The organism is Mycobacterium sp. WUMAC-067 (genome assembly GCF_020217485.1).
GTDB lineage: Bacteria > Actinomycetota > Actinomycetes > Mycobacteriales > Mycobacteriaceae > Mycobacterium.
Genome location: NZ_JAEKMI010000004.1, coordinates 24,899 through 50,793 on the forward strand (window position 1 = coordinate 24,899; position 25,895 = coordinate 50,793).

Annotated in this window: 25 protein-coding genes and 1 tRNA gene; 8 read left to right on the forward strand and 18 right to left on the reverse strand. The window is 67.8% G+C overall.

Going from position 1 to position 25,895, the window contains the following annotated elements; all coding sequences use genetic code 11:
* Nucleotides 1-22: 22 nt before the first annotated feature.
* The 8 genes from cydC to JF781_RS03850 all read right to left on the reverse strand — a co-directional run bounded on the left by cydC (nucleotide 23) and on the right by JF781_RS03850 (nucleotide 8,777).
* Nucleotides 23-1,696, reverse strand: coding sequence for a thiol reductant ABC exporter subunit CydC (cydC, locus tag JF781_RS03815; protein ID WP_225327477.1), 1,674 nt, complete (start codon nucleotides 1,694-1,696; stop codon nucleotides 23-25).
* A complete protein-coding gene (gene cydD / locus JF781_RS03820) occupies nucleotides 1,683-3,296 on the reverse strand; it encodes a thiol reductant ABC exporter subunit CydD (protein ID WP_225327546.1) in 1,614 nt (537 codons plus the stop codon). The genes cydC and cydD overlap by 14 nt, the downstream gene beginning before the upstream one ends.
* A 62-nt stretch (nucleotides 3,297-3,358) precedes the next feature.
* Nucleotides 3,359-4,399, reverse strand: a complete 1,041-nt coding sequence (gene cydB / locus JF781_RS03825; protein ID WP_225327478.1) for a cytochrome d ubiquinol oxidase subunit II — start codon at nucleotides 4,397-4,399, stop codon at nucleotides 3,359-3,361.
* Between the two features lie 42 nt (nucleotides 4,400-4,441).
* Complete coding sequence (locus tag JF781_RS03830) at nucleotides 4,442-5,914, reverse strand: cytochrome ubiquinol oxidase subunit I (protein ID WP_225327479.1); 1,473 nt, start codon at nucleotides 5,912-5,914, stop codon at nucleotides 4,442-4,444.
* 86 nt (nucleotides 5,915-6,000) lie between these two features.
* Nucleotides 6,001-6,606, reverse strand: coding sequence for an HdeD family acid-resistance protein (locus JF781_RS03835; RefSeq protein WP_374109663.1), 606 nt, complete (start codon nucleotides 6,604-6,606; stop codon nucleotides 6,001-6,003).
* A 38-nt stretch (nucleotides 6,607-6,644) separates the two neighbouring features.
* Nucleotides 6,645-7,976, reverse strand: coding sequence for an adenylate/guanylate cyclase domain-containing protein (locus JF781_RS03840; protein ID WP_225327481.1), 1,332 nt, complete (start codon nucleotides 7,974-7,976; stop codon nucleotides 6,645-6,647).
* 539 nt (nucleotides 7,977-8,515) lie between these two features.
* Complete coding sequence (locus JF781_RS03845; RefSeq protein ID WP_225327482.1) at nucleotides 8,516-8,728, reverse strand: hypothetical protein; 213 nt, start codon at nucleotides 8,726-8,728, stop codon at nucleotides 8,516-8,518.
* Nucleotides 8,701-8,777, reverse strand: a tRNA-Leu gene (locus JF781_RS03850). Before JF781_RS03850 ends, JF781_RS03845 begins: the two co-directional genes overlap by 28 nt.
* A gap of 113 nt (nucleotides 8,778-8,890) precedes the next feature.
* Between JF781_RS03850 and JF781_RS03855 the strand changes: the two genes are divergently transcribed.
* Nucleotides 8,891-9,508 (forward strand): ANTAR domain-containing response regulator, encoded by a 618-nt coding sequence (locus JF781_RS03855; RefSeq protein ID WP_225327483.1) that lies wholly within the window; start codon nucleotides 8,891-8,893, stop codon nucleotides 9,506-9,508.
* Nucleotides 9,509-9,671: 163 nt separating this feature from the next.
* Here JF781_RS03855 and JF781_RS03860 read toward each other — a convergent pair whose 3' ends face one another.
* Both JF781_RS03860 and JF781_RS03865 read right to left on the reverse strand, forming a co-directional pair.
* Entirely contained in the window at nucleotides 9,672-10,880 is a 1,209-nt protein-coding gene (locus JF781_RS03860) for a lipid-transfer protein (RefSeq protein WP_196773205.1), read from the reverse strand.
* Nucleotides 10,877-11,329 carry a Zn-ribbon domain-containing OB-fold protein gene (locus JF781_RS03865; protein WP_225327484.1) on the reverse strand — a complete coding sequence of 151 codons (453 nt, stop codon included), beginning with the start codon at nucleotides 11,327-11,329 and terminating at the stop codon, nucleotides 10,877-10,879. The genes JF781_RS03860 and JF781_RS03865 overlap by 4 nt, the downstream gene beginning before the upstream one ends.
* Nucleotides 11,330-11,493: 164 nt before the next feature.
* Between JF781_RS03865 and polA the strand changes: the two genes are divergently transcribed.
* The 5 genes from polA to coaE all read left to right on the forward strand — a co-directional run bounded on the left by polA (nucleotide 11,494) and on the right by coaE (nucleotide 19,129).
* Nucleotides 11,494-14,154, forward strand: coding sequence for a DNA polymerase I (gene polA / locus JF781_RS03870; protein ID WP_225327547.1), 2,661 nt, complete (start codon nucleotides 11,494-11,496; stop codon nucleotides 14,152-14,154).
* A gap of 13 nt (nucleotides 14,155-14,167) precedes the next feature.
* Complete coding sequence (locus JF781_RS03875) at nucleotides 14,168-14,797, forward strand: TetR family transcriptional regulator (RefSeq protein ID WP_225327485.1); 630 nt, start codon at nucleotides 14,168-14,170, stop codon at nucleotides 14,795-14,797.
* A 17-nt stretch (nucleotides 14,798-14,814) separates the two neighbouring features.
* The gene (locus JF781_RS03880) at nucleotides 14,815-16,350 is read left to right on the forward strand and encodes a carotenoid oxygenase family protein (protein WP_225327486.1); all 1,536 of its coding nucleotides are present in this window, start codon (nucleotides 14,815-14,817) and stop codon (nucleotides 16,348-16,350) included.
* A gap of 103 nt (nucleotides 16,351-16,453) precedes the next feature.
* Nucleotides 16,454-17,896, forward strand: a complete 1,443-nt coding sequence (gene rpsA / locus JF781_RS03885; RefSeq protein WP_014942332.1) for a 30S ribosomal protein S1 — start codon at nucleotides 16,454-16,456, stop codon at nucleotides 17,894-17,896.
* An 18-nt stretch (nucleotides 17,897-17,914) separates the two neighbouring features.
* On the forward strand, nucleotides 17,915-19,129 hold the full coding sequence (gene coaE / locus JF781_RS03890; protein ID WP_225327487.1) for a dephospho-CoA kinase: 1,215 nt from the start codon (nucleotides 17,915-17,917) through the stop codon (nucleotides 19,127-19,129).
* Here the strand turns inward: coaE and JF781_RS03895 are convergent, their stop codons facing one another.
* The 7 genes from JF781_RS03895 to JF781_RS03925 all read right to left on the reverse strand — a co-directional run bounded on the left by JF781_RS03895 (nucleotide 19,130) and on the right by JF781_RS03925 (nucleotide 23,761).
* Nucleotides 19,130-19,543, reverse strand: coding sequence for a hypothetical protein (locus tag JF781_RS03895; protein WP_225327488.1), 414 nt, complete (start codon nucleotides 19,541-19,543; stop codon nucleotides 19,130-19,132). It lies immediately after the preceding gene.
* 58 nt (nucleotides 19,544-19,601) lie between these two features.
* Complete coding sequence (locus JF781_RS03900) at nucleotides 19,602-20,387, reverse strand: Fpg/Nei family DNA glycosylase (protein ID WP_225327489.1); 786 nt, start codon at nucleotides 20,385-20,387, stop codon at nucleotides 19,602-19,604.
* Nucleotides 20,380-20,547 carry a hypothetical protein gene (locus JF781_RS03905; protein ID WP_225327490.1) on the reverse strand — a complete coding sequence of 56 codons (168 nt, stop codon included), beginning with the start codon at nucleotides 20,545-20,547 and terminating at the stop codon, nucleotides 20,380-20,382. Before JF781_RS03905 ends, JF781_RS03900 begins: the two co-directional genes overlap by 8 nt.
* Complete coding sequence (locus tag JF781_RS28395; protein WP_255641029.1) at nucleotides 20,547-20,795, reverse strand: hypothetical protein; 249 nt, start codon at nucleotides 20,793-20,795, stop codon at nucleotides 20,547-20,549. Before JF781_RS28395 ends, JF781_RS03905 begins: the two co-directional genes overlap by 1 nt.
* Nucleotides 20,726-21,310 carry a fasciclin domain-containing protein gene (locus JF781_RS03915; RefSeq protein WP_275254156.1) on the reverse strand — a complete coding sequence of 195 codons (585 nt, stop codon included), beginning with the start codon at nucleotides 21,308-21,310 and terminating at the stop codon, nucleotides 20,726-20,728. The genes JF781_RS28395 and JF781_RS03915 overlap by 70 nt, the downstream gene beginning before the upstream one ends.
* A gap of 103 nt (nucleotides 21,311-21,413) precedes the next feature.
* Complete coding sequence (locus JF781_RS03920; RefSeq protein ID WP_225327491.1) at nucleotides 21,414-23,123, reverse strand: cytochrome c biogenesis protein DipZ; 1,710 nt, start codon at nucleotides 23,121-23,123, stop codon at nucleotides 21,414-21,416.
* 89 nt (nucleotides 23,124-23,212) lie between these two features.
* Nucleotides 23,213-23,761, reverse strand: a complete 549-nt coding sequence (locus JF781_RS03925) for a fasciclin domain-containing protein (RefSeq protein ID WP_374109664.1) — start codon at nucleotides 23,759-23,761, stop codon at nucleotides 23,213-23,215.
* A 368-nt stretch (nucleotides 23,762-24,129) separates the two neighbouring features.
* Here JF781_RS03925 and sigK point away from each other — a divergent pair, with 368 nt between their 5' ends.
* Complete coding sequence (gene sigK, locus JF781_RS03930; protein WP_014942324.1) at nucleotides 24,130-24,693, forward strand: ECF RNA polymerase sigma factor SigK; 564 nt, start codon at nucleotides 24,130-24,132, stop codon at nucleotides 24,691-24,693.
* Entirely contained in the window at nucleotides 24,690-25,388 is a 699-nt protein-coding gene (locus JF781_RS03935) for an anti-sigma factor (RefSeq protein ID WP_225327493.1), read from the forward strand. The genes sigK and JF781_RS03935 overlap by 4 nt, the downstream gene beginning before the upstream one ends.
* Here JF781_RS03935 and JF781_RS03940 read toward each other — a convergent pair.
* Nucleotides 25,369-25,818, reverse strand: coding sequence for a DUF402 domain-containing protein (locus JF781_RS03940; RefSeq protein ID WP_043955770.1), 450 nt, complete (start codon nucleotides 25,816-25,818; stop codon nucleotides 25,369-25,371). The genes JF781_RS03935 and JF781_RS03940 overlap by 20 nt on opposite strands.
* Nucleotides 25,819-25,895: the final 77 nt, after the last annotated feature.

The following is a 25,895-nucleotide window of genomic DNA, read 5'->3' on the forward strand; positions in this document are numbered from 1 at the left end:
GACACGCGGTAGCTCCTGGCGCTCAGGCTTTGTGATCGACGCGCAGTTCGTCGCAGCCGATTCCCTTGGTCAGGTGGTGAGTGGCCACCACCACGGTGCGCTCGGGGGACAGCAGCCGGGAATCCGGGGCCAACAGGTCGCGCAGGACCTGCTCGGCGTCAGTGACGTGGAGGTGCTCGGTGGGCTCGTCGAGCAACACGATCCGCGCGGGCGAGAGGACCGCCCTGGCCAGCAGTAGTCGCCTGCGCTGGCCCGCCGAAAGGGCTTGCGCGCCACCGATCAACACCGTGGCCAAGCCGTCGGGCAGGCCGGCCAGCCACGCGCCCAGCCCGACGGCGCCCAGGGCCGCGGTGAGTTCGTCGTCTCGGCAGTCGCCGCGGGCGACCAGCAGGTTGTCCCGGATCGTGGTGGCGAAAATGTGGGCGTCCTCGGCGAAAAAGCCAATTGCGCAGCGCAAGTCGCCTTCGTCGAACTGAGTCAAGGCGACGCCGTCGAGCAGCACCTGCCCATCGCGCGGCGGCAGCAACCCGGCGAGCGTCATCAGCAGCGTCGTCTTCCCCGACCCGCTGGCGCCGGTCACGGCCAGCCGCGCGCCCGGGGGTAAGTCCAGCGCGACGCGGATCGAGCCTGCCGCACCGTGACCGGAACGCACGTCGGCGGACAACCGGCCGGCGCCGACGGGTCTCGGTGCTGCGTTTGTGGTTTCGACTGCCTCACGCGGGGCCTCGGCCGCCAACTCGAGCAATCGGCGCGCGGCGATCCGCGACCGCGTCAGCTGCACGGCCGCCGCCGGCAGCGGCGTCATCGCCTCGAAGGCGGACAACGGCAGCAACATCAGCACGGCCAGTGTGGTGGGCGCGACCGCGTGCGCCAAACCGATCCCGGCCACCACCGCGCCCAGCACGCTGGCCCCGACGGCCGCGGTGGGCATCGCCTCGGCAATGGCGGCCGGTTTGGCGGCGGCGTCCAGGGCATCGCCCCACGCACGTTGCCGGCGTTGCGATTCAGCGATGACGCCGGGTAGCAGGCCGGCGACGCGAAGCTCGGGCGCATGTTCGAGAGCGATCATCGCCGCGGTATCGCGCTCGGAATGATGGTGCCGCGCGATGTCTTCCTGGGTCGCGGCCGCCCGGCCGGCGAGGCGGGGCGCGACGAAACCGGCGATCAGCAGGCAGACGGCGAGGACGGCGGCGGCCGCCGGCGAGATGGCGGCGACGACCGCGGTGGCCGCGAGCGCCAGCACCCCCGCGACCCCGATCGGCACCAGGGCGCGCACCAACACGTTGGCCAGCTCGTCGACGTCGGCGCCCACCCGGGCCACCAGTTCACCGCTGTGCAGCCGGACGGCGGCCGCGGCGGGTCCGCGCGCCAGCCGTCGATAGACCTGCACCCGGGCGGTGCCGGCCGCGCGCAGGGCCGTGTCGTGGGTGACCAGGCGCTCGCAGTAGTGCAGCACGGCCCGCGAGATCGCGAACATGCGGACCGCGACCGCGGCGACCGAGAGGTCGAGCACCGGCGGCATCTGCCAGGCGCGGGTGATCAGCCACGCCGCGATGCCGGCCAGCGCCAGCGCGCTGCCCAGCGACAGCACCCCGAGCGCGATCGCCGCCAGCACCCGCGGCAGCCGGGGCCGCAACAGTGCCGCCGCGGCCAGTAGGGGTTCGGCGCGGCTCGTCGTCGAATCAGACTGGGGCATAGCGCACCCCACGGTCGGCGGTCACCTCGACGACCTGATCACCAATGGCAAGCACCGGCTCACGGTGCCCGACCACGATCACGGTCGCACCGGCGCGGGCTCGTTCCACGATGGCCCGCAAGACGCGTTGCTCGGTGTGTGCGTCGAGGTGCGCGGTCGGCTCGTCGAGCAACAGCACGGCGGCCGCCGATCCGAGCGCCCGCGCGAGTCCCAGCCGCTGCCGCTGCCCCAGGGACAGCCCGACGCCGCCGCGCCCCAGCAGGGTGTCGCCCCCCGCGGGCAGCTCCGCCAACACCGCATCGAATCCCGATACCGCGCAAGCGTTTTCGCGGTCCTCGAGCTCGCCGAGCAGCATCAGGTTGTCGTCGACGGTGCCGGGCACCAGCATCGGGCGTTGCGGCAGCCAGGACAGCTGTCCCCACCATCGGGCCGGCTCCAGATCGGCGACATCGATCCCCGCGACCGTGACCCGGCCCGACGAGGGTGCGGTGATGCCGGCGATCGCCTGCAGTGTGGTGCTTTTGCCGGCGCCGTTTCGCCCGGTCAGCACGGTCACGGTGCCGGGTTCGATCAGCGCGTTCAGATCGTGCGGCGCCTGCCCGTCGCGGCCGGCGACGGTGAGATGTCCGAGGCGGATCCGCGCACCGCGCGCGGCGACCGTCTGTGTCCCGGCCGTGGACGGGGTCTGCTCGCCGATGAGGGTGAACGCCTCGCTGGCGGCGGTCCTTCCGTCTTGAGCGGCATGGAATTCCACGCCGATGCGGCGCAGTGGCCAGTACACGTCCGGCGCCAGCAACAGCACCGTCAAGCCCGTGGTCAGTGTCATCTCGCCGAATACCAGGCGAAGGCCGATGCCGACGGCGATCAGCGCCACCCCCAGGGTGGCCAACAATTCCAGCACCAGTGCCGAGAGGAACGCGATCCGCAGCGTCGCCATGGCCGAGCGGCGGTGCGCGGCAGCGAGTTCAGCGATGCGCTGTTCGGGGCCCGCGCCGCGTCCCAGCGCCCGCAGGGTGGGGATGCCGGCGATCAGGTCCAGCAGTCGGGCCTGCAGGGTGGTCATGGCGGCCAACGCCGCGGCCGACCGGTCGCGGGTCGCCAGCCCGATCAGCACCATGAAGATGGGTATCAGTGGCAGCGTGATCGCCACGATCGCCGTCGATTTCAGGTCGTAGGCCGCGATCACGGCGACGGTGGCCGGCGTCAGGATCGCGGCGAGCAGCAGCGTCGGCAGGTATCCGGTGAGGTAGGGACGCAGGCCGTCCAGGCCGCGGGTGACCACCACGGCGGCGGCGTCGCGTTGCGCCGCGAGTGCGCCCGGCTGCCTGGCGGTCACCGCATCGAGCACCTGGCCGGACAGGTCGGCGATGACCGCGCTGGCCCCCCGCTGCCCCAGCCGGGCCTGAAACCAATGCGTCACCGCGCGAATTGCCCACAGCGCCACCAGGATTGACAGCGGCCCCCACCAGGCGTGCAGGCCGCGCGCGGGGGGAGCGTCGACGACGTGTGCGACGATGCGCGCCAACACGATCGCCGAGCCGATCGCGCAGGCGGAGATCAGCACCCCGCAGCCCACCGCGGCGAGCAGGTAGCGGCGCAGCGCCGTCGATGCCCGCCACAGTCTCGGGTCTAGCGGCGCCCGGCTCGCGCGGTTGTTACCGCTCAGGACGGGCGCCTTGCCAGACCGATGGGCGCCGGTATCCGCTCGGCCGAGATCCGTTGCCGGAAAACCCAGTACGTCCACGCTTGGTACACCACCGTCAGCGGCGCCATGAACGCCGTCACCCACGTCATGACCTTGAGCGTGTAGTGGGTCGAGGAGGCGTTGTAGATGGTGAGGCTCCACTGCTTGTTCAGTGTCGAGGGCACCAGGTTCGGATACAGCGAGCCGAACAGCAGGATCACCACGGCCGCGACCACCAGCGCGATGCAGGTGAACGCCCAGCCGTCGGAGGCGCGCCGCCACACCAGCAGCACCGCGGCCAGTTGCGCGACCACCGCGACGGCCAGCACCAGCCAGGTCCAGTCCTTGCCGTACGCCAGCTGCGTCCAAAGCCCAAAGCCCGCAACCAGTCCGGTCACCGGCAGCGAGAGCCACACGCCGAACCGGTACGCATCCTCACGGATCGCGCCGGACGTCTTCAACGCGACGAACACCGCGCCGTACAGCAGGAACAGACCGGCCGTCGCGAGACCACCCAAGACCGTATAGGCGTTCAGCACGTCGCCGATCGACAGGTGAATGCGGCCCGCGGCGTCCACCGGGAGCCCGCGGACCAGGACGGCGAACGCGACACCCCACAGGACGGCCGGCAGCCACGAGCCGGCGGCGATGCCGAAATCGGCCCAGCCGCGCCACTTTGTGTCGTCGATCTTGCCGCGCCACTCGATCGCCACGGCACGCACGATCATGCCGAACAGGATCGCCAGCAGCGGCAGATACAGCGTGGAGAACACGGTGGCGTACCAACCGGGAAAGGCGGCGAACATGGCCGCGCCACCGACGATCAGCCACACCTCGTTGCCGTCCCACACGGGCCCGATCGTGTTGAGTGCCGTGCGGCGCAACGGTTCGGCTTCGCCGATGCCGACGCGCGCGAACGGCTCCATCAACATGCCCACGCCGAAGTCGAAGCCCTCGAGGATGAAGAACCCCAGGAACAGCATCCCGATGATGCCGAACCACACTTCTTGCAGTCCCACTGCGATCAGCTCCTTTCGGCGTCGATAAGCCCCGGCACGCCTCTAGTAGGCGAACGACAGGGGCGCCACCTCGTCAGCGCTGGGTGCGTGCGGGGGAGCGGGTTCCGCGTCGTGTTCCAGTGGCCCTTCGACGGTGTAGCGCTTGAGCAGGAAGAACCAAAGGACGGCCAGCACCGCGTAGACGAGGGTGAAGGTCACCAGCGACGTGATGACCATGCCGGGCACGTGGTTCGACACACCTTCGCGGACGGTCATCCGGACCAACGGGTCACCCGTCGGGTTCGGGGCCACCACCCATGGCTGGCGACCCATCTCGGTGAACACCCATCCCGAGATATTGGCCAGGAACGGCGTGGGAATGGTGAGCAGTGCGAACCAGGAAACCCAGCGGCCCTTGGGGGTTCGCCCGGCCCGGGTCAGCCACAGCACCGCCAGGGCGAACGCCACGGGGAACACCAGGAATCCGATCATCAATCGGAAGGACCAGTAAGTGACGAACAGATTCGGCCGGTAGTCGTCGGGTCCGAAGCGGTGCTGGTACTGCTGCTGCAGCTCGTTCACCCCTTGCAGCGTCACGCCGCTGAGCTTGCCTTCGGCCAAAAACGGCAGCACGTAATGCACCTTGATCACTTCCGTGACGCTGCCGCAGTTGTTGTGGGTGCCGATGGTCAGCACCGAGAAGTCGGGGTCGGTTTGGGTGTGGCACAACGCCTCCGCCGACGCCATCTTCATCGGCTGCTGGACGAACATCAGCTTGCCCTGGCGATCGCCGGTGAAGAACAGGCCGACAGCGGCGAGCAGGACCACCCCACACCCCAGCATTGCCGCGGGGCGAAACATGCTGCGGGCCTCGGTTTCCGCGGCCTCGGTGGTGGATCCCGCCGTGCGGGAGCGCACCATCCACCATGTGCTGACGGCGGCGACGAAGGTGCCGGCGGTCAGCAGCGCTCCGGCCACAGTGTGCGAAAACGCCGCTTGCGCAGTGTTGTTGGATAGCAGGGCGAAAATGCTGTCCAGCTCGGCGCGCCGCGCCTTGGGGTTGTAGTGCGCGCCGACCGGGTGTTGCATGAACGAGTTCGCCGCGATGATGAAGAACGCCGAGGCGTTGACCCCGATCGCGACGATCCAGATGCACGCCAGGTGGAGCAGCTTCGGCAACCGGCTCCAGCCGAAGATCCACAGGCCGATGAACGTGGATTCGAAGAAGAAGGCGAACAGCCCTTCCATCGCCAGCGGCGCACCGAAGATGTCGCCGACGAACCGCGAGTACTCGCTCCAGTTCATCCCGAACTGAAATTCCTGGACGATGCCGGTCGCCACACCGATGGCGAAGTTGATCAAAAACAGCTTGCCGAAGAACTTGGTCAGTCGGTACCACGCGGTGTTGCCGGTAGCCACCCACACCGTCTGCATGATGGCGATCAGCGGGGCCAAACCGATCGTGAGCGGCACGAAGATGAAGTGGTAGACGGTAACAATACCGAACTGCCACCGCGAAATATCGACGACATTCATCTGTCATCTCCCGACTGCGGAGGCCCGATCAACGGCTACGACAGAGTGTAGTAGATAGGTCGGCGCCTGCGCCACCGGCGTCCGTGTCAGCCGCCGAGGGTGTTGGACGCCTTGCGGATGCCGAAGGACGAAATGACCTCGAAGATCCCGATGACCACGAACCACGCGCCGACCACGATCGCCAGCGTGACAATCGATTCGAACGGTGACGCCACGACCACGATGCCGGCGAGCAGGCTGAGCACGCCGAGGAAGATGTTCCAGCCCCGGCCGGGCAGGTGCGGGTCGCTGACGGCCGAAATCGTCGTGGCGACACCGCGGAAGATGAACCCGATGCCAATCCAGATGGCCAACAGCAGAATTGCGTATCCCTGACCGAAGTGGCGGAACGCGAGCAACGCCAGGATCAGCGACGCGGCCCCGCTGATGAACAACAGGACCCGGCTCCCCGCCGAGACGTGCAGCGAGAACGCGAAGATGACCTGCGCGATACCGGTGATGAGCAGATACACGCCGAAGGCGACGGCGGCGACCAGGATGGAAATTCCCGGCCACGCCAGCACCAGGACACCGAGGACGATCGACAGAATTCCCGACAGCAGAGCGGATTTCCACAAATGCGGCAACAAGCTTGGAATGGGGTGGGTTCCAGGAGAGTCAGGGGAGATAGTCATGGCCGCAGTCTGGCACAAACGCGGGCCGTGGTACAGGGACCGTACAGGGACTTTGATCAGACGTGGGCGGTGTGCGATCGCCCGGTGCGCAGGTCGGTCGGCTCTTCGGCTGCCTTGCGCCCGATGAGATACCAGGTGCGCATAACGCCCTTGCCCTTGACCTCGATGCTGCCCCGCTCCTGCAGGACGAACTCGTTTTTGAGCCGCTCGTACATCGCCTCGGGCACCTGGATGCGTCCGACCGAATCGGTGGACTCCATCCGCGACGCGACATTGACCGCGTCGCCCCACACGTCGTAAAAGAATCGGCGCGAGCCCACGACGCCCGCGACCACGGGTCCGCAGGCCATGCCCATCCGCAGCGCGACCGCGTCGCCGTGCGGATCCTTCAGTGCGGCAGCGACATTGGCCATGTCGAGTGCGAAATCGGCAAGGGCGAAGGCGTGATCCGGCCGGGCCCGCGGGACCCCGCTGACCACCATGTAGGAATCGCCGCTGACTTTGATCTTCTCGAGGCCGTGTTTATCGACCAGTTCGTCGAAGGCGCCGTACAGCCGGTTCAAAAACCGCACCAGGTCGGCCGGGGTGGTGGTGCTGGCGCGTTCGGTGAACCCGACGATGTCGGCGAACAGAACGGAGACCTCGTCGTATTTGTCGGCGATGACGCTGCGCGACGAGCTCTTGAGCCGCTCGGCGATGCTGCCCGGCAACATGTTGGCCAGCAGCGCTTCCGAGCGCTCGTACTCGGCCTCCATCACCGCCTCGGCGCGCTGGGTGTCGCGCAGGGCGAACCACACCGCCACGAACACCATCACGCAGGCCGAGACGATGGTGACGACGAAGGTCATGGACTGCGCCCACGCCGGCTGTAATCCGGTGTCGCGGGGGACCAGGAACTCCAGCGCGATCACCAGCCCGGCCCCGACCGCCGTGAGGCCGGCCGCCAGCACGGTGTGTTCGATGCCCAGCAACAGCACCACCAGGCACGCGCCCACCAAGAAGAAAAACTGCGAGCCCGTCCCCGTGCCGGCGTCCCAGCAGCTGACGAAGACCGTGATGTAGGCGGCGCCGATGAAGGTCAGCGGCGCGACGAGGGCACCGAAGCGGTGCAGCCATGGCACCGCGGCGAAGATCATCGCGGCGAGGGCGTTGATCGAGATGATCTGCCAGGTCCAGACTCCGGTGATCAACTGCAAAGCGACGAAGTCGACGCAGACCAGCACGGCCAGCCACGCGGCGATCGCGAGCACCCGGTATTGGCGCGCGGCGCTGTCGGCGTAGTGCTGGTTGCGGGCGCGCGACTGGGCCCGCGCCGCGGCTACACAGTCCGGGCGCTTCGACGAGCCGTCTGGCCATCGCGGTGGGCCACCACAATCCTTGGCCGCCACGCAGCAAGCCTAACCGCTGAGCAGGGTATTTGTCGGCTGTCTAATGAATATCGCCGTTTTCGCCCCCGTAAGTTTCCGGATCTGATAACCATCTTGTTATCGGGTTTTTGTCGGGTTTACGAGTCATTTGGTTCGGTTATTCAACACGTGTTGGACGCTCTGCGTGACGCGTGTTCGCCTCGACTAAGGGGTGCCTGATGACGGTTCTCAGAAGAATCGTTCTTGCGTCGCTCATTGCCCTTGCCGCCGCGCTCATGGATGGCTGCAGTATGGCCTGTAGTGATCCGAGTTGGCTGCTACGGGTGGCCGGCGATTCCATCGGCAATTACACCGCGGGGCCGGAGGTTTCGGCTTCGGGCCAGGTGTGCGTCACGCGGTCATTCGGCGACTGAGCCGTTCGCGCTCGCGCGGCGTCCCGGGTGATCAGCCGGGAGCCGTCGCGAGGCCGACGGGGGGCGTTGCCGCCCCGATGCGGTGCCGTCGCCACGCGTGTCGAAATCCCGCCGACGAAGCGCCAATTTATGAATTCAAGTGATCTTTTAAGCGGCATATTGCGGCTGCAACACAAAAGGCATAAATTCGCGCAGTTTATAAAAACGGGATAATCCATACCTTTGGAAGGTATTACGGCCGAATTGAAAACCGTGAACCGGTTTCGTCCGGCGGACGCGCCACTGCAGTACCGGAATGCCGGCGGCGCCGATGATGCTGCCGACCGCGCTGCTGGTGCCCTCGGTGAGATTCGAACTCACACTGGACGGGTTTTGAATCCGTTTCCTCTGCCAGTTGGGATACGAGGGCTTGCCGGCCTCTTACCTTAGAGGCAGCCTCCCACCATAGAGGATTTGGTGTCCTCAGCTGTCACACCGCCCCCGCGCACGCTGGTCTGAGGCGTTCGCGACAGAATGTCCGTCATGACAGGCCCCACGACCGACACCGACGCCGCTGTGCCGCGCCGGGTCCTGATCGCTGAAGACGAAGCGCTCATCCGACTGGATCTCGCGGAGATGCTCCGAGAGGAGGGTTACGAGATCGTCGGGGAGGCCGGCGACGGCCAGGAGGCCGTCGAGTTGGCCGAGCGCCATCAGCCGGACCTGGTGATCATGGACGTGAAGATGCCGCGCCGCGACGGCATCGACGCGGCCTCGGAGATAGCCAGCAAGCGCATCGCCCCGATCGTCGTGTTGACCGCGTTCAGCCAGCGCGACTTGGTTGAGCGTGCCCGGGACGCCGGGGCGATGGCCTACCTGGTGAAGCCGTTCACCATCAGCGACCTGATCCCGGCCATCGAATTGGCCGTCAGCCGGTTCGGCGAGATCGCGGAGCTGGAGCGCGAGGTGGCCACGCTGTCCGATCGGCTGGAGACCCGCAAGCTGGTGGAACGCGCCAAGGGTCTGCTGCAGACCGAGCAGGGCATGACTGAGCCCGAGGCGTTCAAGTGGATTCAGCGGGCCGCCATGGACCGGCGGACGACGATGAAGCGGGTCGCCGAAGTGGTTCTGGAGACTCTGGATCCGCCCAAGGACGCCTAACTTTCGGCGGCCGAGTGTGAGCTCACGGAGTCGAGTGTGAGCTCAGGGATTCGAGTGTGAAGCCACGGCCTTGACCGGGAGCCCACGGCGACGACACGCCGGGCGCGGGCGCCGTGGCCGCACACCGAAAGCCGCGGCTTCACACCGAAAGCCGCCGTAATCCCTAGCGGGCGACGATCACCGACGAACCGTGCCCGAACAGCCCCTGGTTGGCGGTGATCCCGACCGTGGCGTTTTCCACCTGTCGACCGGTGGCCTGGCCGCGCAGTTGCCACGTCAGCTCGCAGACCTGAGCGATCGCCTGCGCGGGGATGGCCTCGCCGAAGCAGGCCAGCCCGCCGGACGCGTTGACGGGAACCCGGCCGCCGATGGTGGTGGCGCCGCTGCGCAGCAGCGCCTCGGCTTCGCCCTTGGGGCACAGGCCCAGGTGTTCGTACCAGTCGAGCTCCAGCGCGGTGGACAGGTCGTAGACCTCGGCCAGGCTCACGTCCTCGGGCCCGATGCCCGCCTCGGCGTAGGCCGCGTCGAGGATATGGTCCTTGAACGCGCGATCGGGTGCGGGCACCGCGGCGGTGGAATCCGTTGCGATGTCCGGCAATTCGGGCAGGTGCTGCGGATAGTTCGGGGTGACCGTGCTGACCGCCCGCACCGAGGGCACGCCGGCCAGCGAGCCGAGATGTTCGCGGGCGAACTTCGCGCTGGCCACGATCAGCGCGGCCGCGCCGTCGGAGGTGGCGCAGATGTCCAGCAGCCGCAACGGGTCGGCCACCACCGCGCTGGCCAGCACGTCCTCGACCGACACCTCCTTGCGGTACCGGGCGTTCGGGTTCTGCAGGCCATGCCGCGAGTTCTTGACCTTGACCTGGGCGAAATCCTCGAGCGTGGCGCCGTAGAGGTCCATCCGCCGCCGCGCCAGCAGCGCGAAGTACACCGGGTTGGTGGCGCCGATCAGGTGGAACCGCTGCCAGTCGGGGTCGTTTTTGCGCTCACCGCCGACCGGGGCGAAAAAGCCCTTCGGCGTGGTGTCGGCGCCGATGACGAGGGCAACGTCGCAAAAGCCGGCCAGGATCTGGGCCCGGGCGCTCTGCAGCGCCTGCGAGCCGCTGGCGCACGCGGCATAGCTCGAGCTGACCGGCACGCCGTTCCACCCGAGCTTCTGCGCGAACGTCGCACCCGCGACGAACCCGGGGTAGCCGTTGCGGATGGTGTCCGCGCCCGCCACCAACTGGATCTGACGCCAGTCCAGGCCCGCTTCGTTCAGCGCGGCCCGGGCCGCGGCCACCCCGTATTCGGTGAAGTCGTTGCCCCACTTGCCCCAGGGATGCATCCCGGCGCCCAAGATGTACAGCGGTTCTGGAGCGCTCATCGTCACGCCACCTTCCACGCGTGCACGATGCGCTGCACGCCGTCGTCGTCGGTGTAGAGCGGCATGGTGGTCAGTTCCATCTCCATGCCGACCTTCAAGTCGGCGGCCAGCGTGCCCTCGACGACCTTGCCCAGCACGATCAGGCCCTCCTTCGCCAGCTCCACGGCGGCGACGGCGAACGGCTCAAAGGGGTCCGGCGACGGGTAGGGCGGCGGCGGCGCGTACCGGTTCTCGGTGTAGCTCCACAACTTTCCCCGCGTCGACAGCGCGACCGATTCCAGCGCGTCGCCGGTGCAACCCGGGTTGGGGCAGTTGTTCTCCCGCGGCGGGAAGACGTAGGTGCCGCATTCGGGGCACTTGCTGCCGATCAGATGCGGGACACCGGCTTGTTCACTAGTCGATTCGGTGGTGAACCATCCATCCACCGCCGGTTCTTGTCGGATGACTTCTGGCACCGGGCCAGCGTACCCAGCCCACGCATAAAACTGAAACGTGTTGCAGTTCTGCGGGCGGCACGGTCGGGGCGCGTAACTCGTCGCACCGGGTGCCTAAAGTGAAAGCCGTGCCCGCCACGAAAACCGCTACGAAGGCCAGCGAGGAACAAACCAGGCCGACGCTCATGCTGCTGGACGGCAATTCCCTGGCGTTTCGGGCGTTCTATGCGCTGCCCGCCGAGAACTTCAAGACCCGCGGCGGCCTGACCACCAACGCGGTCTACGGCTTCACCGCCATGCTGATCAACCTACTGCGCGACGAAGCCCCCACCCACATCGCCGCGGCGTTCGACGTGTCACGGCAGACCTTCCGCTCCGAGCGCTACCCGGAGTACAAGGCCAATCGGTCGGCGACGCCCGACGAGTTCCACGGCCAGATCGACATCACCAAGGAGGTCCTGGCGGCCCTGGGCATCACGGTGCTCGCCGAGGCGGGATTCGAGGCCGACGACCTGATCGCCACCCTGGCCACCCAAGCCGAAAACGAGGGCTATCGCGTGCTGGTGGTCACCGGCGACCGCGATTCCCTGCAGCTGGTCAGCGAGAACGTCACGGTGCTCTATCCCCGCAAGGGGGTCAGCGAATTGACCCGCTTCACCCCGGATGCCGTGGTCGAAAAGTACGGGCTGACGCCCACGCAGTACCCCGACTTCGCCGCGCTGCGCGGCGACCCCAGCGACAACCTGCCCGGCATCCCCGGCGTGGGGGAGAAGACCGCCTCCAAATGGATCGGCGAGTACGGGTCGCTGCAGGCGCTGGTCGACAACGTCGACTCGGTGCGCGGCAAGGTGGGCGACGCGCTGCGCGAACATCTGGCCAGCGTGATCCGCAACCGCGAGCTCACCGATCTGGTCAAAGACGTGCCGCTGGCCCAGACGCCCGACACGCTGCGGCTGCAACCGTGGGACCGCGACCAGATCCACCGGCTCTTCGACGACCTGGAGTTCCGGGTGCTGCGGGACCGGCTGTTCGAAACCCTGGCCGCGGTGGAGCCCGAGGTCGACGAGGGCTTCGACGTGCGCGGCGGCGCGCTGGAAGCGGGTGAGCTGGCGGTGTGGTTGGCCGAGCACAGCTCGGGGAAGCGATTCGGGCTGGCCGTCGTCGGCACCCACCTGGCGTACGACGCCGACGCCACCGCGCTGGCCATCGTGTCCGCCGACGGCGAGGGCCGCTACATCGACACCGCGACGCTGGACCCCGAAGACGAAGCGGCGCTGGCGTCCTGGCTGGCCGACCCCGGCCCGCCCAAGGCGCTGCACGAAGCCAAGCTGGCGATGCACGACCTGGCCGGGCGGGGCTGGGCACTGGCCGGCGTCACCTCCGACACCGCGCTGGCGGCCTATCTGGTGCGCCCCGGGCAGCGCAGCTTTTCCCTCGACGACCTGTCGCTGCGCTATCTACGGCGCGAGTTGCGGGCCGAAAACCCCGAACAGCAACAGCTTTCGCTACTGGATGACACCGACGGCACCGACGACCAGGCGGTGCAGACGCTGCTTTTGCGTGCCGTGGCGGTGCTGGATCTGGCCGACGCGCTCGACGAGGAGCTGGCCCGCATCAACTCCACCTCGTTGCTCAGCGGCATGGAGCTGCCGGTGCAGCGGGTGCTGGCGGGGATGGAAAACGCCGGCATCGCAGTCGATTTGGAGCTGCTGACCGAGCTGCAGAGCGATTTCGCCCACCTGATCCGCGACGCGGCCGAAGCGGCGTACGCGGTGATCGGCAAGCAGATCAACCTGGGCTCGCCAAAACAGTTGCAGGCGGTGCTCTTCGACGAGCTGGAGATGCCGAAGACCAAGCGCACCAAGACCGGCTACACCACCGATGCGGACGCGCTGCAATCGCTGTTCGACAAGACCGGTCACCCGTTCCTGCAGCACCTGCTGGCCCACCGCGACGCCACCAGGCTCAAGGTCACCGTCGACGGGCTGCTGAATTCCGTGGCCTCCGACGGGCGCATCCACACCACGTTCAATCAGACCATCGCCGCGACGGGCAGGTTGTCGTCGACCGAGCCGAACCTGCAGAACATCCCGATCCGCACCGAGGCCGGCCGGCGGATCCGCGACGCGTTCGTGGTCGGCGACGGCTACAGCGAGCTGATGACCGCCGACTACAGCCAGATCGAGATGCGGATCATGGCCCACTTGTCCAAGGACGCGGGGCTCATCGAGGCCTTCAACACCGGCGAGGACCTGCACTCGTTCGTCGCCTCACGCGCCTTCGGCGTGCCGATCGAGGAGGTCACCGCCGAACTGCGCCGCCGGGTCAAGGCCATGTCCTACGGGCTGGCCTACGGACTGAGCGCCTACGGGTTGTCCGCCCAGCTCAAGATCTCGACCGAAGAGGCCAAAGACCAGATGGAGCAGTACTTCGCCCGGTTCGGCGGGGTCCGTGACTACCTGATGGACGTCGTGGAACAGGCCCGCAAGGACGGCTACACCTCGACGGTGTTCGGCCGCCGCCGCTATCTGCCCGAACTCGACAGCAGTAACCGCCAGGTGCGCGAGGCCGCCGAGCGGGCGGCGCTCAACGCGCCCATCCAGGGCAGCGCGGCCGACATCATCAAGGTGGCGATGATCGAGACCGACCAGGCGATCAAGGACGCCGGGCTGTCCTCCCGGATCTTGCTGCAGGTGCACGACGAGCTGTTGTTCGAGGTCGCGCCGGGGGAACGAGAGCAGCTCGAAGCCCTGGCGCGCGACAAGATGGGCGGCGCCTACCCGCTGGACGTCCCACTCGAGGTTTCGGTCGGCTACGGGCGCAGCTGGGACGCTGCGGCGCACTGACAGGCCACCGTCCATGCCTACGGCAAAGCGCAGTCGAGGTCGCCCGGCGGGCTCGCGGGTGGATCCCGGCGAGCGGCGCTCGGAGCTCCTCGACGCCGCCGAGCGGGTGATCCGCGCCAAGGGCCCGTCGGCCGGACTGGTCGACATCGCGGGCGAGGCCGGGTTCGTCAGGTCGGCGGTCTACGCCGTGTACCCCGGCCGTGACGCGCTGCTGGCCGAGCTGAGCAAACGCACCTCGCAGCGACTGCTGGCCGAAATCACCACTCGCGCAGCCGGTTCCACCGACCTTCGGGAGCGGATGGCGTTGTTTTTCGACGTGATCAGCGCGTGGATGCAAGCCGAGCCGAACCTTTATCGGGCCCTGACCGGCGACCCGTCGACCAGTGTCTTCGAGCAGCTGGCCGGCGCGGTCGAATGGATGCTGGCGTCGTCGTCCGGCTCCGAGGACGCGCGCATGGCGGCGGCGCCCTGGTCGCGGGCCATCGTCGGGTCGGCGGTTGCGGCCGCGGAATGGTGGTGCCGGACGGGAACCATGCCGCGGGAGGCGCTCGTCGAACACCTCACCGCACTGTGCTGGGACGGCGGGGCGGCCCTGCCGTTCAACGCGGATGACATCAAGACCATTGACAACGCCCAATCATAATAGACAGACTGTCTTTTATGGTTCTGGCAGAGGTTCAAGCTCCTTCGCGCTACTGGGAAAACATCGTCGGCGAAACCGATGTCGACGTCACCGAAATCACCGGAACGATCCCCGACGGCCTGGTCGGCACCCTGTACCGGAACGGCTCGGGCCGCTGGACCCTCGGATCGGAGCAGGTCGAGAGCATTTTCGATGCCGACGGGATGGTCAGCGCGTTCGTCCTCGACGGATCGGGGGTGCGTTTCCGCAACCGCTTCGTCCGCACCAAGCACTACCTGAGGTCGACGGCGGCCGGACGCCTGGTGGACCGCGGCTTCGCCTACCAGCGCGACGGCGGCACGTTGGCGAACGCGCTGCGGCTTCCCGCCAACACCGCCAACACCAGCGTCATGGTCAACCGAAACCAGCTGCTGGCGCTCTGGGAGGGCGGACCGCCGCACGAACTCGATCTCGACACCCTGGACACCATCGGGCCGTCAAACCTCGGCGGGGCGCTCAAGGGTGCGGTCCGGGCCTATTCGGCGCACTACACCTACGACCCGGCCACCAACACCAAAATCAACTTCGGGTTCGACCCGTACTTTCCGCGGATCGACCTGCGCCACGTGCTGCGCGGGGCCGGCGGTCGCGAGCGGTGGCGCCGGCTGCGGGAGTTGGCGGGCGAGGCGGTGCCGCGGATGCGCCTGCGGCTCTACGAGACCGGCGCCAACGGCGTGACCCGCTACCTGCGCGCGGTGCCGCTGCCCGGGATGGGCGTGGTGCACGACATGGCGTTGACCCGGCGCTACGCGATCTTCGTCGTATCGCCGCTCCGCATCAACCCGTGGGCGCTGGCCGGCCGCCAATCCTATTGGGATTCCATACGTTTCAAGCCGCACGCGCCGTCGTACTTCGTTCTCGCGCCGCGCGACGGGGGCCGGGTGCGGGTGGCCGAGACGGACCCGTTCTATCACTGGCATTTCACCAACGCTTATGACGACGGCGACGACGTCGTCGTCGAGCTGCCACGGTTCGTGCCCCAGACGTATGCCGGCATGAAGAAATACACCGCACACATCCGGTCGGACATCGCCCAGCTCGACAACTACGGGGCCATCGACGACGCCGTGGTGCTGACGCGGTTCCGGATCGCCCCGTCGGGGCGGGTGTCCGGCGAACCGTTGGCCGATTTCGGGTGCGAATTCCCCCAGATCGACCAGCGGCGTTCCACGACCCGGCACGACGTGTCCTACGTGACCGTCCAGGACCCCGCGAAGTTCGAGGGCCAGGGGATCGCACGCATCGATCACCGCACCGGGGCGGTTCAGACGTATTGCCCGCCCGGGGACGTGCTGGTGGAGCCGACGTTTGTGCCGCGCACCGGCGGAACGGCCGAGGACGACGGCTGGCTGCTCACGGTCGGATACCACGAATCGCAGCATCGCAGCAGGTTAATGGTGGTCGACGCGGCCCGCGTGGCGGACGGTCCGATCGCGGAGGCCTGGCTGCCGTTCCACGTGCCGATGAGCTACCACGGCGCCTTCACCAACCGGGTGGCCCACCGAACGGGGTGAAGCGCCGGGACTGGGTTTGGCCAGCGTGTGCACAGTCGAGTAGCCTCGATGGGTAAATCCCAATTGTCCCTACGACCAAACCTGTCCGGAGCACCCCAACAATATGCCGAGTCCCGCCGTCACCTCGCCGCAAGTAGCCGTCAACGACATTGGCTCCAGCGAGGACTTTCTCGCCGCAATAGACAAAACGATCAAGTACTTCAACGATGGCGACATCGTCGAAGGCACGATCGTCAAAGTGGACCGGGACGAGGTGCTCCTCGACATCGGCTACAAGACCGAAGGGGTCATCCCCGCCCGCGAGCTCTCGATCAAGCACGACGTCGACCCCAACGAGGTCGTTTCCGTGGGAGACGAGGTTGAAGCGCTGGTCCTCACCAAGGAGGACAAAGAGGGCCGCCTGATCCTGTCCAAGAAGCGCGCGCAGTACGAGCGCGCCTGGGGCACCATCGAGGCGCTCAAGGAGAAGGACGAGGCCGTCAAGGGCACCGTCATCGAGGTGGTCAAGGGTGGCCTGATCCTCGACATCGGGCTGCGCGGCTTCCTGCCCGCCTCGCTCGTCGAGATGCGCCGGGTGCGCGATCTGCAGCCGTACATCGGCAAGGAGATCGAGGCCAAGATCATCGAGCTGGACAAGAACCGCAACAACGTGGTGCTGTCGCGCCGGGCGTGGCTCGAGCAGACGCAGTCCGAGGTGCGCAGCGAGTTCCTCAACCAGCTGCAGAAGGGCGCCATCCGCAAGGGTGTCGTCTCCTCCATCGTCAACTTCGGCGCGTTCGTCGACCTCGGCGGTGTGGACGGTCTGGTGCACGTCTCCGAGCTGAGTTGGAAGCACATCGACCACCCGTCCGAGGTGGTCCAGGTCGGCGACGAGGTCACCGTCGAGGTGCTCGACGTCGACATGGACCGCGAGCGGGTTTCGTTGTCGCTCAAGGCGACCCAGGAAGACCCGTGGCGTCACTTCGCCCGCACCCACGCCATCGGCCAGATCGTGCCCGGCAAGGTCACCAAGCTGGTTCCGTTCGGCGCGTTCGTCCGCGTCGAGGAGGGCATCGAAGGCCTGGTGCACATCTCCGAGCTGGCCGAGCGCCACGTCGAGGTCCCCGACCAGGTGGTTGCCGTCGGCGACGACGCGATGGTCAAGGTCATCGACATCGACCTGGAGCGGCGCCGGATCTCGCTGTCGCTCAAGCAGGCCAACGAGGACTACACCGACGAGTTCGACCCGGCGAAGTACGGCATGGCCGACAGCTACGACGAGCAGGGCAACTACATCTTCCCCGAGGGCTTCGACTCCGAAACCAACGAATGGCTCGAAGGATTCGACAAGCAGCGCACCGAGTGGGAGGCCCGCTACGCCGAGGCTGAGCGCCGGCACAAGATGCACACCGCGCAGATGGAGAAGTTCGCCGCGGCCGAGGCGGCCGGGCACGCCGGCGGCGAGCAGTCGCCGGGCAACGGTGCGCCCCCGGAGAAGGCGGGCGGATCGCTGGCCAGCGATGCCCAATTGGCCGCGCTGCGGGAGAAACTCGCCGGCAACGCGTGACCGCTTCCTGAGGACGCCATGCTGCGTATCGGGTTGACCGGCGGCATCGGCGCCGGCAAGTCGGCGCTGTCGTCCACGTTCGAACGGTGCGGCGCCGTCATCGTCGACGGCGACGTCATCGCGCGTGAGGTGGTCCAGCCGGGCACCGAAGGGCTGGCGGCGCTCGTCGAAGCGTTCGGTGACGACATCCTGCTGCCGGACGGAGCGCTCGATCGTCCGGCGTTGGCCGCCAAGGCTTTTCGTGACGACGAGGCGCGCCAGACGCTGAATGGGATCGTCCACCCCCTGGTGGGGAAGCGCCGCGCGGAGATCATCGCGTCGGTGGCCGAGGATTCGGTTGTCGTCGAGGACATTCCGCTGCTCGTCGAGTCCGGGATGGCGCCGCTGTTCCCGCTCGTGGTGATCGTGTACGCCGACGTCGAGCTGCGGCTGCGGCGGCTGGTCGAGCAACGCGGTATGGCCGAAGACGATGCCCGCGCCAGGATCGCCGCGCAGGCCGGCGACGACCAGCGCCGCGCTGTGGCCGACATCTGGTTGGACAACTCCGGCAGCCCGGAAGACTTGGCGCGGCGGGCGCAGGAGGTGTGGGACAACCGCATCGTGCCGTTCGCCCACAACCTGAGCACGCGCCAGATCGCCCGGGCGCCGGCCCGTTTGGTGCCGCCCGACCCGACCTGGCCGGATCAGGCGCAACGAATCCTCAACCGCCTCAAGACGACCTGCGGGCACCGGGCGCTGCGCGTCGACCACATCGGTTCGACGGCCGTGCCGGATTTTCCGGCCAAGGACGTCATCGACATCCAGATCACGGTCGAATCATTGGATGTCGCCGACGAACTCGTCGAACCGTTGCTATCCGCCGGTTACCCGCGCGTCGGGCACATCGGCGAGGATGTTCCCAAGGACACTGCCCGCAGCACCGACCTGAGGTACGACCACAGTGATGCTCCAGGGCTGTGGCACAAGCGCTTTCACAAATCAGCCGACCCGGGCCGGATTACCAACGTGCATATCCGGGTCTCCGGCCACCCCAATCAGCAGTTCGCGCTGCTGTTCGTCGACTGGCTGAGGGCCGACCCCGACGCGCGCGCCGAGTACCTGAGCGTCAAGCGCGCGGCCGAACAGCTCGCCGGCGGCGACACTGCGATATACGCCGACAGCAAGGAGCGCTGGTTCCTCGACGCCTACCGGCGGGCCTGGGAGTGGGCCGACTCGACGGGCTGGCGCCCTTAGCTAGGGCAGCGGCGCCCCGCACTGCAGCGCACCGTTGTTGGGATCGGCGTTCCCGGCCACCGGCCTGACCATTTGGTCAGCCTGGACGAAAACGTTGTCGTCCACGTCGATCTCGCAGTGCACGTTCGCCGAGTACGGGAAGTGCAGCACGATGCGCATGCCGGCCTGCTGCGGGTCGGGCAATACCGTGTCGGCTTCGAACGCGTTGCCGGGCATCGAGCTCAGCCCGGCGGTGTTCGTCTGGCCGCCGTTGATCACGAACGTGGCCTGACTTCCCGTCGTGACGCCGTCGATCCTGGCGCGATAGGTGATGTTGTGCAGATCCGCCCTCGCCGTCGCCGGGTTCAGCTGAGCGCCGGCGGCGATCAGCGTGACCGCGGCGATCGGCAGGATCATGCGGCCTTTGCAGCTCATAGCCGGTGACATTACAACCAGCGTGATTTGCGAACCAGATGGTTTGCGCTGGATTGCTTCAAGGCTGGCAGCGCGGACACCACAGCGTCGCCCGGCCGCCCACCCGGGCACGCTCGAGCGGCGTGCCGCAGCGCGGGCAGCGCGGGTCGGGCTCGTCACGCACCCTCTTGAGCCAGCGTGGCAAACCCGGCACCCGGCCATGCCGCACGGCGGTGCGCAGCACCCGCGTCATCGCGGCATGCAAGGTCTTCACGTCGTCGTCACCCAATTCCGCGACCGCCACGGTGGGCCGAATCCTGGCCCGCCAGCAGATTTCGTCGACCAGCAGATTGCCGAGGCCGGCGATCACCGATTGGTCCATCAGCGTGGGTTTGAGCTGGCGCGAGCGTGCGGATCGGGAGTTCAGCACCGCGCGGAATTCGCGCAGGCCGAGGCCCAGCGCGTCGGGACCCTGCGGGCCCGTGACGTGGGTGATGTCGTCGGCATCGTCGGCCAGCCATATCCCGCGCAACTTGCGGAGGTCGGCGTAGCGCAGTTCGCCGCTGTCCAGCTCCAGCACGAGCCGCTCGTAGGGGTCGCGGGTGGCCCCGCTGGCGGCATAGTAGGGGCGGCCGGTCATGCCGCTGTGGATCAGCAGTGTCGGGCCGTCCGTGGGCAGCACGAGCCACTTGCCGTGCCGGCGTGGACCGGCGAATCGGTGACCGGTCAGCCTGCGCGCGAACGCTTTTGCGGTGGTGTTACGCAAGATCCCGGGATCGTGCACCTGCACGTGCCGGATCCGCCGGCGCGGCAACCCGGCGGCCAGTTGCCGCCGGAACCCTTCCACGTCGGGCAGTTCAGGCACGCAGCTTCGCCACGCGCCGCAGTGGGCCCGCCGGGGAGCGGACGTGCCTCGACATGTTCGCCCACGAATCCGGTTGTCCGACAAGTGGTTTGGGAAGATCCCGGATGATCAACCGGTCGGCCCGGAAATCCTGCTGGATGAAACCGGGTTCAGCAGCCATCAGTGCGTCTCCCGCACGACTTCGCCGGGTTCCTTGTCGGTGCGCACACCGAGGTAGCGCGGATGACGCGACTTGCTATTGCGCGTCCACTCGCTGAATCCGGTCTGAACCACCATCTCGGGGCATACCCAGTGCGCGCCGGCCTCGCGATCATGGCGCCAGGGTAGCCCCGGCCGCGCTACGCCGGTGGCATCAAAACGGTGTCGATCATGTACACCGTGGCGTTGGCGGTCGGCACCCCGCCGCAGACCACGCCGGCGTTGTTGACGGTCAAGTTGTTTCCCTGACCGTTGACGGCCAGGTCGGCACCCTGCAGGGTGCGGTGACTGCCGATCACCTTCGCGGGGCTGAGCTGGCCCTGCACGACGTGGTAGGTCAGAATCTTGTTCAGCATCGCGGAGTCGGTTTTCAGCTGGTCGACCGTCGAGGCCGGCAGCTTGTTGAACGCGTCGTCGGTCGGCGCGAACACCGTGTACTGACCGTTGTTGAGGGTGTCGACGAGATTGACCTGCGGGTTGAGCTGGCCGGACACCGCGGAAGTCAGCGTCGTGAGCATCGGGTTGTTGGAGGCCGCCACCGCGACGGGCACCTGCGACATGCCCTGCACTGAGGCGGGGCCGTCGGGGTGTGCGCTCGCGTAGTCTCCGCATCCCGGTCCGACCAGGTCGGCGGCCGCGGCCAGCGGGGACGTTGTGATCGCGAAACCCATCATGGTCACCGCGGCAAGCCCCGTTGCCGCCATTGCTTTTTTGTCCAGTTTCATCGCGTTGGTCCCTCCGGTTCGTCGACGGCCACCTTCGGCCGTCGTTACGGGGGATTCGGAGCCGCGGCGTTGTTGGATTGCCCACCGGCGCGATTGGTGGCGATCAACCGTAGGTGAACGAATACACCTGCAGCCCTTTGCCGGGACGCACCTCGAGGGCGCCGGTGTCGGGATGGTCGCCGGCGACGATCTGGTGTGACGTCGGCGGCCCGCTGATCGGCAGCGGGGTGGAGCGGCCATCGCGCGTCACCGTGACGGTCCCGGTTCCGCCGACGACCAGGTAGACGTTGGTGGCGTGATAGTTGAGTTTGATGCTGGACTGGTCGCTGTCGGCGGTCGCGCCCTGGTAGTCGAGTGTCCACGGCCCGCGCAGCGCGAAGCTGTCGGCCGCGAGGGCCGGGGGATAGTCGAATGTTGCTGAGCCCTCGTCGTATTGGCTGCTGCCGCCATAGTTGACGACCTTGCCGACGGCGAAGTACGTCTCGGGGGTCATCTGGTGCCGTGGGGTGGTGTCGGCGGCGTCCACCGGCGGGGGCAGCGCGGCCCGGGGGTCCGCGAGGGAGATCAATTGCCGGATCAGCCGCTCGGTGACGCGGTAGTCGCCCTCGCCGAACTTGACGTGGCGCACCGTGCCGTCCGCGTCGATCAGGTACTCCGCGGGCCAGTACCGATTGCGGTAGTTGGTCCAGGTGGAGTAGCCGTTGTCGAGCGCGATCGGGTATGTGATGCCGAGGTCGGCGGCGCCCTTGGCGACGTTGCCGGGCACCTTTTCGAACGCGTACTCGGGGGTGTGCACCCCGATGACTTCGAAGCCGTCGTCGTGGTAGGCGTGGTACCAGCCGACGACGTGCGGGATCGCGCGCTGGCAGTTGATGCACGAGTACGCCCAGAAGTCGATCAACACGACCTTGCCGCGCAGCGACTTCAGGTCGATCGGGGCGCCGCCGGGGGTGTTGAGCCAGCCGGCGAGGCCTTTGAGATCGGGCGCCGGGCCGCAGTTTTCGAGCTCGGTGGCGCCGTTGCTGCAGCGGGACAGCTGCGCGTTCTGATCGTTGACGACGCCGCCCAGGTTGAGTTTTTCCCGGACCCGCTGATCGCCGGCGAGTTTGTCCTGCAGCGCGCCGGTGTAGTCGGGGATCGCCTGCTGCAGCAGCGCGGGCACATTGAACACGAGCGCCACCGAGAGCCCGATCGTGACTATGCCTGCGGCGATGCGGATCTCGCGCTGCCGGCGCCGGAAGGCCGCCACCCGTTGCGCCACTTGCCGGCCCGCCAGCGCGAAGATCAGCAGCGGCAGCGCGGCACCGATGGCGAACGCGCAGGTGAGCACGACCGTGCCCGTTCCGATCGAGGCGGTCGCCCCGGCGACCACGATCGCGGCCAGCACAGGACCGGCGCAGGGGACGTAGAGCACCCCCAATGCCAGGCCGACACCGAAACCGTTGCCGCGCCCGCCGATTTGCTTCTGCGGGATGCGCGCGAAGGGACGCTCCAGGAGTTGTTCGAACCTGGGGAAGATCAGGCCTAACCCGATCGCGACCAGGGCCGCCAACGCCGCCCACCGGATGGCGTCCTGCGGCAGGCCCAGCAGCCAGAGCAGCGTCGACCCGATCAGGGTGACCAGGCTGAAGCTGAGAACGAGGCCGACGATCACCCGGTAGGGCCGTAGCCGTTGCGAGCGTGAATGTTCGGCCGCGTCGCCGCCGGTGCCTTGCGCGCCCGAGAAGAAGATCACCGGCAGCACCGGCAGAATGCACGGTGACACGCCGGTGATCAAGCCTCCGACGAAGCCGATCAGCGCGAGAGTCAACATGACTGCTATTCGCAGCCGGCCCGGTCATGGATCGCATCGAGTCTGGTGCGCCCACGGCAGGCGCGCCGAAGGCCGATGCTCCGAAGGACCTACTGGGCCGGCGGCATCAGCACGGTGTCGATCATGTACACCGTCGCGTTGGCGGTGTGCACCCCTCCGCACACCAGACCGGCGTCGTTGACCTTGAGGCCATTGCCCTGGCCGGTCACGTTCACGGTGGCGCCCTGCAGGGTCGCGTGACTGCCGTCGATCTTGTTCGGGCTCGTCTGTCCCTGCACGACGTGATAGGTCAGGATGCTCTTGAGCATCGGCGCGTCGGTCTTCAGCTTGTCCAGCGTCGCCGCGGGAAGTTTGTCGAAGGCGGCGTTGGTCGGCGCGAAGACCGTGTACTGGCCGTTGTTGAGGGTGTCGACGAGGTTCACGTCGGGGTTGAGCTTGCCCGACAGGGCCGACGTCAACGTGGTGAGCATCGGATTGTTCGACGCCGCGGTGGCGACCGGGTCCTGCGCCATCCCCGCCACCGAGCCCGGGCCGGTGGGGTTCTGCTTCGCGTAGTCCCCGCAACCCGGGCCGACCAGGTCAGCGGCGGGGTCGGCGGCGCCCGACGTTGTCGAAGGCGCGGTCATACTGCTGGTCATGCTGCTGGTTGTCGGCCCAGACGCCGACTTGTCACTGGAACATCCTGACAAGCCGACTAACAGTGCGGTCGCCGCCAGCCCCGTGGCCGCGACCGTCCTTGCGCGAGCGTTCGTCATTGCGTTCGACTCCTTCGTCATGGGCGGCCTTGTGCCGCCGTATTTCGGCCGGACCGCAGTTATTCGGAAACGACGGGGCGGGGGACGGAAATTGGGGCGCACAACAGGTGCGGGCCGCCCGGCGGCCGCGGTGCGATTTCTCGCAACGTCCGCGGCCGGGGCGGCCCCGAATACCAGTTATGGAGGTCCTCGCAGCCGCTCGAACGGCGCGAGTGCGCGCGGCGCCGCGGGACTCGTTACGCTATCGCGCCATGGGTAGTTCGGCGCGCGTCAGCGGCGAGCTCGATACGTTGCTGCGCCGGGTGGCCGACCGGGACACCGATGCGTTCGCGCAACTCTACGACCAAACCCGCGCCCGGGTCTTCGGGCTGGTGTTCCGGGTGCTTCGCGATCCCGGATACAGCGAGGAGACGACCCAGGAGATCTACCTGCAGTTGTGGCGCAACGCCCGGGCCTACGATCCGGCGGCGGGGAGCGCGGTGGCGTGGATCCTGTCGCTGGCGCACCGGCGGGCCGTCGACCGGGTCCGTGCCGAACAAGCGGCGACGGATCGCGAATCACGCTACGGCGCCGCGGATGTCGAGCGCGACCGCGACGTCGTCGCCGACGCCGCGATGGCCCGCGACGAGCGCGACCGGGTCGTCGAATGCCTGCAGGGGTTGACCGACGCCCAGCGTCAATGCGTCGAATTGGCCTACTACCAGGGCCTGACCTACGCTCAGGTTTCCGAGCGTCTTGCGCAGAACCCGTCGACGATCAAATCGCGGATGCGGGATGCCTTGCGCAAACTCCGTCGTTGTTTGGATGTGCCATGACCGACCCATCCGATTTCACCCTGCTCGAGCTGGCCGCGGCGTACGCGCTCGACGCCGTCTCCGACGCCGAACGCGCGGATATCGAGCGACGCGTCGCGGCCGCGCCGCCGTCGGTCGCCGAGGAATTTCACGCCGAAGTGCGGGCGGTTCGCGAGACGATGGCGGTCGTGTCGGCGCACACCGAACTGGATCCGCACCCGAGGCTGCGCGCCAAAGTGCTGGCGGCCGTCGAACCCCGTCGCTCCGGCCGGATACGTTGGCGCACAGCGGCATTGGCGGCCGCCGCGGCCGTGGTCGCCGCGGTGATCGCTACCGGCGTCACCGTGGCGCTCCGCCCGACGCCGACGACATCGACGGCGGAGGCCGTCTTCGCCGCGCCGGACGTCCACACCGCGACCGCCGAGCTGCCGGCCGGTGGCACCGCGACCGTGGTGTTCTCCCGGCAACGCAACGCGGCGGTGGTCGTGCTGAACAACGTCGCGCCGCCCCTGCCCGACAGCGTCTACGAGATGTGGCTGATCGACCAGAACGGGCCGCGCCCGGCGGGCACCATGGGTGCCGACACCGTCAAGCCGTCCACCACCGCCATCGTGCCCAACCTGGGGCACAGCACCGTGCTCGCGGTGACGGCCGAACCGGGGCAGGGCTCCGCCCAACCCACGACCACACCGTTTCTCAAACTCCCGTTGAGCTGAGCCAGGTCAGTTCCATGCCGCCGCCGGCCAGCCACCGCGACAGGTCATAGCCGTTGCGGGCCAATCCATCCACCGCGGCCACGGCGCGTTGCACCGCCAGCTCCGCGACCTCGGGGGTCAGCAGGCCGTGGCGCACCGCGTCGAGCAACTCGTCGACATCGGCCAGTTCCGCGCGGGCACCGGTGCGGACCTCGATGTCGAGGTAATGATCCTCGGAGCGCCATACCTCGGGGCCCGGCGTGTATTCGCCCACATCCAGGTAGTAGTCGTGGTCGCGTTCATGGCCGGGATTGAAGTGAAAGACCGTGGCGCGCAAGCCCAAGGACGGCAGCAGCCACGACTCGAGGTAGTGGAACTGGGCGCGGCCGGGGGTGGGACGCGCGACGTAGAGACCCCACGGGCGCACCGCATACTCGTCCACGGCCCGCACAATGCCCTTGGGATCGGTGTTGGTGCGGCCCGCTAGGTCGAACGTTTCGTGTTTCGGTGGATGAATGTCGCTTTTCC

Excerpts from the sequence above, each read along its gene's own strand:
- JF781_RS03925 (WP_374109664.1), bottom strand. The coding sequence starts at position 23,761 with ATGACCAGCAGTATGACCGCGCCTTCGACAACGTCGGGCGCCGCCGAC.
- JF781_RS03920 (WP_225327491.1), bottom strand. The coding sequence starts at position 23,123 with ATGTTGACTCTCGCGCTGATCGGCTTCGTCGGAGGCTTGATCACCGGC.
- JF781_RS03830 (WP_225327479.1), bottom strand. The coding sequence starts at position 5,914 with ATGAATGTCGTCGATATTTCGCGGTGGCAGTTCGGTATTGTTACCGTC.
- polA (WP_225327547.1), top strand. The coding sequence starts at position 11,494 with ATGCTGCTGGACGGCAATTCCCTGGCGTTTCGGGCGTTCTATGCGCTG.
- JF781_RS03895 (WP_225327488.1), bottom strand. The coding sequence starts at position 19,543 with ATGAGCTGCAAAGGCCGCATGATCCTGCCGATCGCCGCGGTCACGCTG.
- JF781_RS03915 (WP_275254156.1), bottom strand. The coding sequence starts at position 21,310 with ATGAAACTGGACAAAAAAGCAATGGCGGCAACGGGGCTTGCCGCGGTG.
- JF781_RS03855 (WP_225327483.1), top strand. The coding sequence starts at position 8,891 with ATGACAGGCCCCACGACCGACACCGACGCCGCTGTGCCGCGCCGGGTC.
- JF781_RS03880 (WP_225327486.1), top strand. The coding sequence starts at position 14,815 with ATGGTTCTGGCAGAGGTTCAAGCTCCTTCGCGCTACTGGGAAAACATC.
- coaE (WP_225327487.1), top strand. The coding sequence starts at position 17,915 with ATGCTGCGTATCGGGTTGACCGGCGGCATCGGCGCCGGCAAGTCGGCG.
- JF781_RS03935 (WP_225327493.1), top strand. The coding sequence starts at position 24,690 with ATGACCGACCCATCCGATTTCACCCTGCTCGAGCTGGCCGCGGCGTAC.
- JF781_RS03875 (WP_225327485.1), top strand. The coding sequence starts at position 14,168 with ATGCCTACGGCAAAGCGCAGTCGAGGTCGCCCGGCGGGCTCGCGGGTG.
- sigK (WP_014942324.1), top strand. The coding sequence starts at position 24,130 with ATGGGTAGTTCGGCGCGCGTCAGCGGCGAGCTCGATACGTTGCTGCGC.
- rpsA (WP_014942332.1), top strand. The coding sequence starts at position 16,454 with ATGCCGAGTCCCGCCGTCACCTCGCCGCAAGTAGCCGTCAACGACATT.
- JF781_RS03905 (WP_225327490.1), bottom strand. The coding sequence starts at position 20,547 with ATGGCTGCTGAACCCGGTTTCATCCAGCAGGATTTCCGGGCCGACCGG.
- cydC (WP_225327477.1), bottom strand. The coding sequence starts at position 1,696 with ATGCCCCAGTCTGATTCGACGACGAGCCGCGCCGAACCCCTACTGGCC.